12 protein-coding genes are annotated in these 12152 nt (G+C 64.1%); 2 read left to right on the forward strand and 10 right to left on the reverse strand.

The annotated features are described in order from the left end of the window. Positions 1 to 40: 40 nt before the first annotated feature. From GRI42_RS02720 to miaA, 10 genes are all read right to left on the reverse strand, one after another. On the reverse strand, positions 41 to 1090 hold the full coding sequence (locus GRI42_RS02720; protein ID WP_160606692.1) for an amidohydrolase family protein: 1050 nt from the start codon (positions 1088 to 1090) through the stop codon (positions 41 to 43). Positions 1091 to 1113: 23 nt separating this feature from the next. After that, on the reverse strand, positions 1114 to 1932 hold the full coding sequence (locus tag GRI42_RS02725; RefSeq protein ID WP_160606694.1) for a hypothetical protein: 819 nt from the start codon (positions 1930 to 1932) through the stop codon (positions 1114 to 1116). Positions 1933 to 2060: 128 nt separating this feature from the next. Further along, positions 2061 to 3743 (reverse strand): 2-isopropylmalate synthase, encoded by a 1683-nt coding sequence (gene leuA / locus GRI42_RS02730; protein WP_160606696.1) that lies wholly within the window; start codon positions 3741 to 3743, stop codon positions 2061 to 2063. Between the two features lie 178 nt (positions 3744 to 3921). After that, a complete protein-coding gene (locus GRI42_RS02735) occupies positions 3922 to 5070 on the reverse strand; it encodes an alpha-hydroxy acid oxidase (protein ID WP_160606698.1) in 1149 nt (382 codons plus the stop codon). Positions 5071 to 5072: 2 nt separating this feature from the next. After that, on the reverse strand, positions 5073 to 5672 hold the full coding sequence (locus tag GRI42_RS02740; RefSeq protein ID WP_160606700.1) for a DUF6151 family protein: 600 nt from the start codon (positions 5670 to 5672) through the stop codon (positions 5073 to 5075). Between the two features lie 38 nt (positions 5673 to 5710). After that, complete coding sequence (gene ilvC, locus GRI42_RS02745; protein ID WP_160606702.1) at positions 5711 to 6745, reverse strand: ketol-acid reductoisomerase; 1035 nt, start codon at positions 6743 to 6745, stop codon at positions 5711 to 5713. Between the two features lie 13 nt (positions 6746 to 6758). Further along, positions 6759 to 7274, reverse strand: coding sequence for an acetolactate synthase small subunit (gene ilvN, locus GRI42_RS02750; RefSeq protein WP_160606704.1), 516 nt, complete (start codon positions 7272 to 7274; stop codon positions 6759 to 6761). After that, positions 7271 to 7570: a hypothetical protein gene (locus tag GRI42_RS02755; protein WP_160606706.1), complete on the reverse strand. Its 300-nt coding sequence runs from the start codon at positions 7568 to 7570 to the stop codon at positions 7271 to 7273. The genes ilvN and GRI42_RS02755 overlap by 4 nt, the downstream gene beginning before the upstream one ends. Continuing rightward, positions 7570 to 9318 carry a biosynthetic-type acetolactate synthase large subunit gene (gene ilvB, locus GRI42_RS02760; protein ID WP_160606708.1) on the reverse strand — a complete coding sequence of 583 codons (1749 nt, stop codon included), beginning with the start codon at positions 9316 to 9318 and terminating at the stop codon, positions 7570 to 7572. Before ilvB ends, GRI42_RS02755 begins: the two co-directional genes overlap by 1 nt. A gap of 95 nt (positions 9319 to 9413) precedes the next feature. Beyond that, on the reverse strand, positions 9414 to 10379 hold the full coding sequence (gene miaA / locus GRI42_RS02765) for a tRNA (adenosine(37)-N6)-dimethylallyltransferase MiaA (protein WP_160606710.1): 966 nt from the start codon (positions 10377 to 10379) through the stop codon (positions 9414 to 9416). On the opposite strand from miaA, the gene serB reads away from it, so the two are divergent. Then, positions 10372 to 11256 (forward strand): phosphoserine phosphatase SerB, encoded by an 885-nt coding sequence (gene serB, locus GRI42_RS02770; RefSeq protein WP_160606712.1) that lies wholly within the window; start codon positions 10372 to 10374, stop codon positions 11254 to 11256. The two genes, miaA and serB, sit on opposite strands and share 8 nt — an antisense overlap. 95 nt (positions 11257 to 11351) lie before the next feature. Then, entirely contained in the window at positions 11352 to 12152 is an 801-nt protein-coding gene (locus tag GRI42_RS02775; RefSeq protein ID WP_234033802.1) for a ubiquinone biosynthesis protein COQ4, read from the forward strand.

Consider the following 12152-nt stretch of genomic DNA (forward strand, 5'->3'; position numbering starts at 1 on the left):
GCGCGCAGGCGCGCTTGTCGAGAGTGACGTTACGTAAACGTCAGGAGGCCGGCAGGACGTGCTCGATCCCGTAGATGCGGGCGGCAGTCCCTGCGAACAGCGCGCGCTTCTCGTCCTCGGAATGGCTGCGGGCGAGACGCTTGAAAGCGTTCCACAGCACCGGGTAGCTCGCGCCCCAGCGGTCGACGGGGTAATTGCTTTCGAACATGGCCCGCTCGGGGCCGAAGCTTTCGATACAGGTCTCGATATAGGGGCGCCAGAGCGCGGCGAGGTGTTCGGACCCGTGGCCTTTGGCGGGGCCGTCCTCGGGCATGCCGCAAAATGCCATGGCGAGGCCGCCCAGCTTGACCGCGACGTTGGGGCATTCGGCGATGGCGTGGATGGACCGGCGCCAGCGGTCGAAATTCTCGTGCAACTTGCCCCTGTGGCTCGCGATATTGAGCGGGGTGCCGCAGTGGTCGAGGATGATCTGCTGGTCCGGAAACGCACGGGCAAGTTCGAGGACATCGCCGAGCTGCGGCTCGAGCAACCAGGCGTCGAAAGTCAGGCCGAATTGCGAATATGCTGCGAACCCGGCGCGAAAGGCATCGCTGCCGTAGAGCCCTTCGGGTGCATGGAAAGGGGGGCCGAGCACCTCGGGATCGGGATCCCAGGCCGAAGCGTGCCGGATTCCGCGGAAACGGCCATTGCCGGCGGCGATGAGCGCCTCGATGACCGGTTTGACCCCGTCGCCCAGCGTCAGGTCTACATGGCCGACGATGCCTGCGCAGGGACGGTAATCGCCGTAGAGCCCGCTCGCCCCCTGTGCAGCGACGCCGTTGACGAATTCGACTTCGCCGACAGGCTTCATCGCATCGCCGCGCGACGCGTCATAGAAGGCGCCGCATTCCATGAAGACGGTGCCGACGACATTGTGCCCGCTCTGCGTGTCGGCGAGCAATTCGTCAAAGGTGTAATAGGGCGCGCCGGCAATCGCCTCGATAAAATCGTGCCGCGGTTCGGGGAAGGCGGCCATCAGCGGGCGCAGGTCCCACAAGTGATGGTGCGGATCGATGATCGGAAGTTCGGGTTCGATTATCGCTTCGCTCATTCTTGCCTCTCCCCTTTGGCCGGTCAGGAAAACCCTCCCGGGTTCATTCCTGCCGTCTTACCACCCGCCCTGTCCAGCAAAGTGTGGACCATGTCGGGATCGCATTTCCCGCGCAAACAATCCACCGACAGGAAAACCTTTCCCTTGCGGATTTCCTGTTCGTAGAGCGTGGCGGATACGCCGTCGACATCGTGGTCGGTAAGCATCTTGGCGATGCCGCTGCCGGTAGCGCCGATGATGCCCGTCACCGTCGCCACCGACGAAAGCGCCGAGGAGGTGAGCGCCCCGGCCACGGCAACAGGGCCCACGCCGGGGATGAACAGGATCGCGGTTCCCAGCAACGCGCCGGCGATACCGCCGCCGGCAATTACTGTGGCCACATCGACGATCGCGTGGCCTTCGCCCGCGGTGTAGTCGGGGTCGAGATACTGGCTGGTGCGCCAGGCCAAGGAGATTGCGTCCTCCGAAATGTCGCTGCCGCACAGCAGCTCGACTGCCTTCTCAGCAGATTCCACATTATCAAACACGGCTGTGACGACATTCGCTGTGCTGGAATGCAGGTGGCGGCGCGCTTCCACGAAGGCGCGGGCAAACCGGTCCCGGTCGCTTTCGTTGCCGAACACGGCGCGAAGGCCCGAGGATTGGTGCAATTTCTTGACGCTCGGCGAACCGGGCTCGCGAAACAGGGTGCGCAAGAGCATGTCGACGGTGGAGGGGCGCAGCTTGGAATCCGTGCCGCGATTGATCCATTCGACGCGACGGGGCCGCGGGTGTTCGCGGTCCAGGTAATAGAGCGCCGGTAGCTGGTCAGCCCGGACTACGTAGAACGGCTCCTCGACCAATGAATGCCCTCATATTGCGACCATAAAGGCCTGATAATCGGAGAAACTCGGCAGCCTCATACCATAGTATACCTGCTTAGATTGTATAGAAGGGCCATAGTCCCGATGCGGGGCACTCCGCGTGCGAATTACTTTGCGGGTCGTGCCGAGTTGGCAGCGCTGAGTACTGCCCGGACACTGGCAGTCGCGACGTCCTCGTCGATCCCGCATCCCCAGATCGTGTGCCCGTCGGGTGTCCGGCATTCGAGGTAGGCTGCGGCGTTGGCGTCGGTCCCTGCGCCCAAGGCATGTTCCGAATAATCGACCACTTCCAGCTCGACGCCGAAGGCATCGCGCAGTGTTCCCATCACGCTGGAAATGAGGCCATTGCCGCGGCCCGACACGCTTTGCGCGGTCCCACCGACCTCGATCCGGCCCGTGAAGATGCGCGTGCCGTCGCTGGCACGGCTTTCCTCGTAATCGACCAGCTGGAAATGCTTGTCGGTGGTCTTGACGTGATAGGCCTTGCGGAAGGCCTCCCAGATGTCGGCAGCGTTGAGTTCGCGGCCGAGTTGGTCCGCCATGCGCTGGACATGGGGGCTGAAATCGGCCTGCATCTTCTTCGGCAGTTTCAGGCCCTGGTCCTGTTCCAGCACCCAGGCAAAGCCGCCCTTGCCGGATTGCGAATTGACGCGGATTACCGCCTCGTAGCTGCGGCCGAGATCGGCCGGGTCGATCGGCAGGTAAGGCACGCGCCAGTGCGGGTCGTTCTGCGTTTCCAGCGCCATAAAGCCCTTCTTGATGGCGTCCTGGTGGCTGCCGGAAAAGGCCGTGTAGACCAGCTCGCCGCCATAGGGGTGACGCTGGTGGACGGGGATCTGGTTGCAGTACTCTACCGTCTCGATGACGCGGTCGATGTCGGAGAAATCGATCCCCGGATCGACGCCTTGCGTATACATGTTGAGCGCCATCGTAACGAGACAGCAATTGCCCGTGCGCTCGCCATTGCCGAACAGGCAGCCCTCGACGCGGTCCGCCCCTGCCATCAGCGCCAGTTCGGCCGCCGCGACGCCGGTGCCGCGGTCATTGTGCGTGTGGAGGCTGATCACCGCGCTGTCGCGGTTCGGCAGGTTGCGGATGAAATATTCGACCTGGTCGGCATAGATATTGGGCGTCGCCGCCTCGACCGTGGCCGGCAGGTTGAGGATGATCGGGTGGTCCGGCGTGGGGGCGAGCACCTCCATCACCGCCTCGCAAACCTCGAGGCTGAAATCGAGTTCGGCGGTGGAGAAGGTTTCCGGGCTGTACTGGAAATGCCAGTCGGTACCGGGCTGCTTGCCCGCCTCGTCGCGCATCACCTTGGCGCCGTGGACCGCGATCTCGCGCACCTGGTCGCGGGTCATGCCGAACACGACTTCGCGCCATGCGGGGCTGACCGCGTTGTAGAGATGGACGATGGCCGCGTGCGCGCCTTCGAGGCTGGCAAAGCTGGTGCGGATCAGGTCTTCGCGGCTTTGCGTGAGGACCTGCACCAGCACGTCCTGCGGAATGCGGCCGGACCGGACGAGGCCGGAGATGAAATCGAACTCCGTCGCACCGGCGCTGGGAAAACCGACCTCGATCTCCTTCACGCCAATCTCGACCAGCAGGTCGAAGAACCGGTTCTTCTTGTGCGCATCCATCGGGTCGACGATCGCCTGGTTCCCGTCGCGAAGATCGGTGGAGAGCCAGCGGGGCGGGGCGATGATCGTGCGCGTCGGCCATTGCCGGTCGGGCAGGTTCACCTGGGGGAATGCGCTGTACTTGGTGCTCGGATCGCGAAGCATGGACATTGGGAAAACTCGTATCGGTAACTGCGAAGGTCGGTTCGGCCCTTGGGTGCGCGGCGCACCCTTTCGGCACGCCTAGGTCACGCCCAAGGGCGGGTAAGTCGCAGAATTAGTCCGATGCGGTTCATGACATGCTGCATTGCGCAATATTACCCCGAGTTCAAGCCGAAGTTTCGTAAAATTATCGCCAGCGTAGGCACTCGCTGGTCAATTGTTCCACCGAGGTGACGCCCATCAGCCGCATTCCGCGCTCGATTTCGTCGCGCAGGATGGCAAGCGCGCGTTCCACGCCCTCCTGCCCCGCGGCGGCGAGGGCATAGAGATAGAGCCTGCCGCCCGAGGCCGCAGTGGCCCCCGTGCAAAGGCTCTTCAGGACATGAGTGCCGCGCCTGACCCCGCCATCGCAGATGATCTCGATTTCGCCGCCGACCGCATCCACGATCTCGGACAGTTGGTCGAAGGGTGAGCGGCTGCCGTCCAGCTGCCTGCCGCCATGGTTGGAAATCATGATCGCATTGGCGCCGATCTCGACCGCGCGGCGGGCGTCGGCTGCGCTCATCACGCCTTTGAGGCAGAAGGTGCCGCCCCAGTCCTGTCTGATTTTCGCAGCCGTATCCCAGTCCATGCCGGTATCGAGCATGGTGTTGAAATAGTCCTGGATGCTGACCGCCTTGCCCGTCCCTTCCTGCACATGACCGTCGAGATTGGGTAGCCGGAATTTGGGCGAGAAAACGTAATTGAGCGTCCAGTACGGCCGTGTCGCATAGCTCCACAGCGAGGAAGCGGAAAAGCGCGGCGGCGTGGTGAAACCGGAGCGCAGGCACCGCTCCCGCTTGCCGGAAACGATGGTGTCGACCGTCAGCGCCAGCGCATCGAACCGCGACGCCTGGCAGCGTTCGATCATGCTGGCGTTCAGTCCCTTGTCCTTGTGGACGTAGAGCTGGAACAGCTTCGGCCCGCTGGTGAGAGCAGCCACTTCCTCGATGGAATGCGTGGCAAGGCTGGAGATGCCGAACCACACGCCGAATTTCTCCGCTGCCTTCGCCACGGCGCGTTCCCCGTCGCGGTGGAAGGCGCGCTGCAGCGCGGTCGGGCTGAGCATGAGGGGCAGGGCGCTCTTGCGGCCCATGATCGTGCAGGACGTGTCGATGTCCGCCACGCCGGCCAGCACGTCGGGCACCAGGTCGACGCTGTCGAAGGCGGCGGTGTTGCGCGCCTTGGTGATCTCGTCGTCGGCGGCTCCGTCGATATAGTCGAACACCGGCCAGGGCAGGCGAGCTTTCGCAAGCCTGCGGAAATCCTCGATATTGTGGCAATCGGACAGGCGCATGGTCAGCTTCTTCCCAGGGCGGCTTTTTCAGCGTCGGAAAGCGATAGCGGCTGTGCAACCGGAGCCTTCGTGACGGGATCGAACAGGGCATATCGTTTGTTCGAGCCGGAGAACTTGTCGGCGAACAGCCGCACGATCACGCGGCGGATCATCGCGAATGCAGTGACGGGCGGCGTCACCAGGTCTTGGCCGGTTGCGTGTTCGGCAAAGACGCTGCCCCTCGGCGGGCCGAGCACGGCATCGCACTGCGCCTTGTCGCAGCCTGCCGTGATCATACTGAGGAAGGGCCAGCGGCCATTGTCCATCGTGTTGAACAGCGGGGTACGGCAGTCGCGGCAGAACCAGCGCAGGGTCTGCTTGCCAGCCATGTTCACGCAGGCAAGGTGATCGAGCCCGCGTTCGATGCGCAGGTGACCCACGCGGGTCTGGTAGACCGAGGACCCGCCTGCCGCATCCAGCACCTCCGCATCCTTGCCCAGATAGCGCGCGAAATCGCGGCAGTCGTTGCAATAGCAGACATAGCGGTCGCCGGCCTTCGGGCCGACGTCCACCAGCGTCCCGGCAATCGCGCCGCAGGAACAGGAAAAGGGCAGGTCGCTCATGAGCTTATCCTGCCCCTAATCCCGTAATGCGCAAGCCCTCAGTTCTTGTCCTTGTCGACCAGCTTGTTCGCGCCGATCCAGGGCATCATCGCGCGCAGCTGTGCGCCGGTCTGCTCGATCGGGTGTGCGGCCGCGGCCTTGCGGCTGGCCTTCAGTTCGGGCTGGCCGGCCTGGTTGTCGAGCACGAAGTCCTTCACGAAGCGGCCCGACTGGATGTCCTTGAGGACGCGCTTCATCTCGGCCTTGGTCTCTTCGGTGATGATGCGCGGGCCGGTCTTGATGTCACCGTATTCGGCAGTGTTCGAGATCGAATAGCGCATGTTGGCGATACCGCCTTCATAGAGCAGGTCGACGATCAGCTTGGTTTCGTGGAGGCACTCGAAATAGGCCATTTCGGGTGCGTATCCCGCCTCGACCAGTGTTTCGAACCCGGCCTGGATGAGGTGGGTGATGCCGCCGCACAGCACCGCCTGCTCCCCGAAGAGGTCGGTTTCGCACTCTTCCTTGAAATCGGTCTCGATGATGCCCGACCGGCCGCCGCCGACCGCGCTGGCGTAGGAGAGCGCGAGCTGCTTGGCGAAACCGTTGCCGCCCGACTGGCTCGATTCCTGGTGGACCGCGATGAGGCAGGGCACGCCGCCGCCCTTGAGGTATTCGCCCCGCACCGTGTGGCCGGGGCCCTTGGGTGCGATCATGATGACGTCGACGTCTGCCGGCGGGTCGATCAGGCCGAAGTGGATGTTGAGGCCATGCGCGAAGGCGAGGGCGGTGCCCGGACGCATCTTGCCGGCGATCTCGTTCGCATAGATCGAGGCCTGGTGCTCGTCGGGCGCGAGGATCATCAGGACATCGGCCCATGCGGCGGCTTCGGCCACCGTCTTGACCGTGAAGCCTGCGCCTTCTGCCTTCTTCGCCGTCGCCGAACCTTCGCGCAGCGCGATGACGACTTCGCCGACGCCGCTGTCGCGAAGGTTCTGCGCATGGGCATGGCCCTGGCTGCCATAGCCGACGATAGCGACCTTCTTGTCCTTGATGAGCTGCTGGTCGCAATCGGTATCGTAATAGACTTGCATTGGATTCCTCGTTTTACGCGCCGGCTGCGCCGCGCATCATACCCACGATCCCCGAGCGGCCGACCTCGACGAGGCCGAGTTCGCGCATCAGGGCGATGAAACTGTCGATCTTGTCCGGCGCGCCGGTCAATTCGAAGACGAAACTGCTGGTGGTGGTGTCGACCACGTTGGCGCGGAAGAGCTCAGCGATGCGAAGCGCCTCAACACGGTTGTCACCCTTGCCAGCGACCTTCACCAGCGCCAGTTCGCGTTCGACATGCGCGCCCTGTTCGGTGAGGTCGATGACCTTGTGCACGGGCACGAGCCGTTCCAGCTGGGCGCGGATCTGGTCGATCACCGGTTCCGGCCCGCGCGTCACGATGGTGATGCGGCTGATGGCATGGTCTTCGGAAATGTCGGCCACGGTCAGGCTGTCGATGTTGTAGCCGCGTGCGGTGAACATGCCCGAAATCTTGGCAAGGATACCGGCCTCGTTGTCGACGATCACGTTGAGCACGTGGCGTTCGCTGGCCTGTTCGGCGATCTTCACTGCGCGCGCTCCTGCCACACCGGCTCGAACATGCGGCCTTCGCCGTCGTATTCGCGCAGGAAATCGCGTCCGCGCCGCACCGCTTCGAAATTGTCGGTCTGGCGCGAGAGGTCGAGCTGGTCGGGCAAGAGCGTCCAGTTCTCGTCGCCGTGCTTTTCCGCCACGTCCATGCCGATGAAACGGTGACCGTCCTCTTCCAGCCAGTCGAGCAGCCGTTCGGCATCGGCGCGATTGAACCAGCGCCGCCGTTCGGCGCGCGCGGCGAACTCGGTCGGGATTTTCGAATGCATACCCATCAGACAAGTGCCTTCGCTTCGTCGTCCATCGTGCCGCCCACCTGGTCGCCGTAGAGCAGCATGTCTGTGTGCGCAGCTCCGCTCGGGATCATCGGGAAGCAGTTCGCTTCCTTCGCGACCTGGCAGTCGACTATTACCGGCCCGTCATGTGCGAGCATGGCCTCGATCCCCGCGTCGAGTTGGCCTTCATCCTCGATGCGGATACCCTTCCAGCCATAGGCCTCGGCCAGCTTCACGAAATCGGGAAGGCTGTCAGAATAGCTGTTCGAGTAGCGGCTCTCATAGGTCAGTTCCTGCCACTGGCGGACCATGCCCATGTATTCGTTGTTGAGGATGAAGACCTTGACGGGCAGGCGGAACTGGCTCGCCGTGCCGAGCTCCTGAATGTTCATCTGGATGCTCGCCTCGCCCGCGATGTCGATGACGAGGCTGTGGGGATTGCCCAGCTGTGCGCCGATTGCGGCAGGCAGGCCATAACCCATCGTGCCGAGCCCGCCGCTGGTGAGCCACTTGTTGGGACCGCGGAAACCGAAATACTGCGCCGCCCACATCTGGTGCTGGCCGACCTCGGTGGTGATGATCGGGTCGCGGTCCTTCGTCAGGGCGAACAGGCGCTCGATGCTCTTCTGCGGCATGATCGCGTCGCTTCGATCGGGATAAGCGAGGCAGTCGCGCGCCTTCCAGCCGAGGATGCGAGCCTGCCACTCGGACAAATCGTTCGGCTTGCGGCCGCCCCATGCCTGCAGCATCTGGTCGAGCACATGAGCGCAGTCGCCCACGATGCCGAGGTCGACGCGAACGATCTTGTTGATCTGCGCCCGGTCGATGTCGATGTGCACCTTCTTAGCCTGTGGGGCGAAGGCGTCGAGGCGGCCCGTGACGCGGTCGTCGAACCGCGCGCCGACGGCGATGATAAGGTCGGCCCGGTTCATCGCCATGTTGGCTTCATAGGTGCCGTGCATGCCGAGCATGCCCAGCCAGTCGGGATGGTCGGCGGGAAAAGCCCCGAGGCCCATAAGCGTGCTGGTCACCGGCGCGCCGGTCGCGCGCTGCAGCTTGCGCAGCAGCTCGGTCGCGCGGGGACCTGCATTGATCACGCCGCCGCCGGTATAGAAGACGGGCCGCTGCGCTTCGGCCAGCATGGCGACCGCCTGCGCGATTTCGTCCTGCGAGCCTTCGATCTGCGGCTGGTAGCGATGCGAGGGCAGGGGCGCCTCGTCCTGATCGCCCCAGGATGCCAGCGCGATCTGCACGTCCTTGGGAATATCGACCACCACGGGGCCGGGGCGCCCAGTCGTCGCGATGCGGAAGGCTTCGTCGATCGTGGCGCGCAGGCGCTCCGGGTCCTTCACGAGGTAATTGTGCTTCGTGCAGTGGCGCGTCAGGCCGATCGTGTCGGCTTCCTGGAACGCGTCGGTCCCGATCAGCGCGGTCGGCACCTGGCCCGTGATGACCACCATGGGAATGGAATCGAGATAGGCGTCGGCGATACCGGTAACGGCATTGGTCGCACCCGGGCCGCTGGTGACGAGCACAACGCCGGGCTTGCCGGTCGACCGCGCATAGCCTTCCGCCGCATGGGCCGCGCCCGCTTCGTGACGGACGAGGATATGGCGAATGTCGTCATCGGCGAAGAGTTCGTCGTAGATCGGTAGCACCGCGCCGCCGGGATAGCCGAATACGAATTCGACACCCTGCCGCTTCAGGCATTCGATCAATATGGCAGCACCGCTGCGCTCTTCCGACACGTTTTCCTCCGTCTCAAAGTGACAAATCGGCCCGGTGCTGGGGTCTTAGCACCGGGCCGACTGGACCTTCCGTATGAGAAACGAAAAGCGTGCTGTCAACTCGATTTGCGCAATAAAGATACAAAAATATCTTCAACCGAGATATTTTTGCAATCACTGCGCGGCCAGTTCCCCGGCGGTTGGTGCCGGAACCACGTATATTGCCGCTTTGCGTACTGGCGCGTGGCCGTCTGGCCAGCGACGATGGCTTGAGCCAGCGATAGATCGCCTTTGAGGGTGGCCGCGATTTCGCGCACGCCGATTGCTCTCATGACCGGCAGGGCCGGGTCGAGATGGCGCGCCAGCAGCGCCTCGACTTCCTCGATGGCCCCTTGGTCCAGCATGATTTCGAACCGGCGGTCGCAGCGCTCGTACAGCCAGTCGCGGTCCGGCAGGAGGATGAGCGGGTGCAGGTCGATATCTGCGCCGATCCCGCCTTCCTTGTGCTCCTGCCAATAGCTCAGCGGGTATCCGGAGGAGCGGACAACTTCGAGCGCTCTTGCGGTGCGCGCCGTATCGGCCGGGGCCAGGCGGGCTGCGGCCTCGGGATCCTCGAGTTCCAGAGCGGCGCGGGCATCCGCCTGCGACAGCGCACGCACCTCTTCGCGCACGGCCTGATCGATCTGCGGGATCGGTGCGATCCCTTCCAGCAGGGTTCGCATGTAAAGGCCGGTGCCGCCGCACAGGATCGGCACCGCACCTTCGGCATGAAGCGCCGCGATTTCGCGCTTCGCCGCCTCAGCCCAATCGGCTGCGGAGCAGGCCTGTGCGCCGTCCCAAGCGCCGAACAGGCGATGCTCGATACCGCCCATCTCCGCCTCGTCGGGCCGGGCCGAGAGGACGCGCAGGTCGGCATAGACCTGCGCACTGTCGGCATTGATCACCACGCCGCGCCGCCCGCCTGTTTCCAGCAGCCGTGCGAGTCGAACCGCGAGATCGCTCTTGCCGCTGGCGGTCGACCCTGCAATGAGCGCGACCGGCCGTCCGGCCCCGTTTGTTGCAGGAGATTGCGCAGTGCTCATCGCCCGGCTGATAGCAGAGGAAGAGGGACTGGAAACCCGCCTCGATTCCGCAGGCGCCGCACTCGAATCCGCCGGCACGCCGATCGCCGCGGCGGGCATGCTGGAATTCTGCGGCAACGTCCTCGAACTGACCATGCCGCGCGGCGATGCGCTCGAGGTGGCCGACATCCTTGGCGAGCATTTCGGAGATTGCGACATGCTGGTCGCAAGGGACGAGATTGCCGTGCCCCGCCTGTTCGTCTCCGACATGGATTCGACCATGATCGGGCAGGAATGCATCGACGAACTGGCTGACTACGCGGGGATCAAGGACCGCGTCGCCGACATTACCGAGCGTGCAATGCGCGGCGAACTCGATTTCGAGGCTGCGCTGCGCGAGCGCGTGGGCCTGCTCGAAGGGCTGGCCGAAGCGGCCATCGAACAGTGCCTCGATGAGCGCATCCGCCCGGTTCCGGGTGCGCGCACGCTCGTCCAGACGCTGAAGGCGCATGGCTGCCGCACGGTCCTCGTCACCGGCGGCTTCCACCATTTTGCCGATCCGGTTGCAGAGCAGCTCGGCTTCGAGCGGGTCGTCGGCAACCGGCTCGCCGTGGGCGAGGGCAGGCTGACCGGCGGTCTTGCCGGTCCGGTCAGCGATGCCTCGACCAAGCTGGCGACGCTGGAGGAGGAGCGCGCTGCCCTGGGCGATGGAGCCCGCGTCCTCGCCTCGGGCGACGGGGCGAACGATATCCCGATGATCGGCGCGGCCGATTACGGTTTCGCCTATCGCGCCAAGCCCAAGGCCCGCGCTGCTGCAAACGGCCGGGTCTCGAGCGAGGACCTGACGGTCATCCTGTCGCTCCTCGGCATCGGCCGCGAGGACTGGACGCAGGGCTAAGTGTCCGTGGAATGACGGTAACGTCCAATCGGACATAGCCCATTTGCACTATCCTCCTGCTTCGACATTTGCCGAATACGAAGCAGCAGGAACCGATGACTTCCATCACGCCGATGGCCGATTACGCGCCCGATGGAACCCCGTTCCGGCATCCCGAACGCCCAGAGCAGAAACGCAGCCTGCGCCGCGCTTTCAGGCACTATCGCGAATTATTGCGGGACAAGGAGGAGACCTCCCACGTCTTCCATATCTTCGATGCCCTGCCGTCACGCCATACGGAGCGGCTGGCTCGCAAGCTGACGCTGAGCGACCACGGGGAGATGCTGCGCCGCAAGGAGCCCTATCTCCCAGAAATCCTCGACGACCATGATGCGCTGCGGCGCCTGCCCAAGGGCAGCGTGGCTCATGCCTATTGCGATTTCATGCAGGGGCAGAAGCTGTCGGCGCAAGGTCTGGCGGACCAACAGAAGAGGATGGGCAGGCCACGCTATGGCGACTTGCTCGAATGGTTCGGCTGGCGTCAGCGCGACACGCATGATTTGCTCCATGTCCTTACCGGTTATGGGCGCGATGCGCTGGGCGAAGCCTGCGTGCTATTGTTCACGCATGGGCACGCGCCCAACCACGCCAACCTGCTGCTGGGCTATAGCGGCGGGTTCAGGATCAGGCGCAAGGTGAAGACGTCAGCCCCGGTTTTCGACGCGGTTCGTGAAGCACACAGGATCGGCAAGGATTGCGACGGCCTGATTGCCCACCCGGTGAGCGAGGTCCTGATGATGGACCTTGAAAAAGCGCGGGAGCGTTTCGGCTTCCAGCGCCCCGATGCCTATCACCGCTGCCATGAGGTCTGGCACCGCGAGGGGCACGACTCGCGCGAAATGCTGCGGGCAGCCTAG

Source organism: Qipengyuania gaetbuli (assembly GCF_009827315.1).
Lineage (GTDB): Bacteria > Pseudomonadota > Alphaproteobacteria > Sphingomonadales > Sphingomonadaceae > Qipengyuania > Qipengyuania gaetbuli.

What these genes read in the sequence shown, in the direction of transcription:
- GRI42_RS02735 (WP_160606698.1), bottom strand. Translation starts at nt 5,070, where the DNA reads ATGCGCCTGTCCGATTGCCACAATATCGAGGATTTCCGCAGGCTTGCG.
- miaA (WP_160606710.1), bottom strand. Translation starts at nt 10,379, where the DNA reads ATGAGCACTGCGCAATCTCCTGCAACAAACGGGGCCGGACGGCCGGTC.
- GRI42_RS02775 (WP_234033802.1), top strand. Translation starts at nt 11,352, where the DNA reads ATGACTTCCATCACGCCGATGGCCGATTACGCGCCCGATGGAACCCCG.
- leuA (WP_160606696.1), bottom strand. Translation starts at nt 3,743, where the DNA reads ATGTCCATGCTTCGCGATCCGAGCACCAAGTACAGCGCATTCCCCCAG.
- ilvC (WP_160606702.1), bottom strand. Translation starts at nt 6,745, where the DNA reads ATGCAAGTCTATTACGATACCGATTGCGACCAGCAGCTCATCAAGGAC.
- GRI42_RS02740 (WP_160606700.1), bottom strand. Translation starts at nt 5,672, where the DNA reads ATGAGCGACCTGCCCTTTTCCTGTTCCTGCGGCGCGATTGCCGGGACG.
- GRI42_RS02720 (WP_160606692.1), bottom strand. Translation starts at nt 1,090, where the DNA reads ATGAGCGAAGCGATAATCGAACCCGAACTTCCGATCATCGATCCGCAC.
- GRI42_RS02755 (WP_160606706.1), bottom strand. Translation starts at nt 7,570, where the DNA reads ATGGGTATGCATTCGAAAATCCCGACCGAGTTCGCCGCGCGCGCCGAA.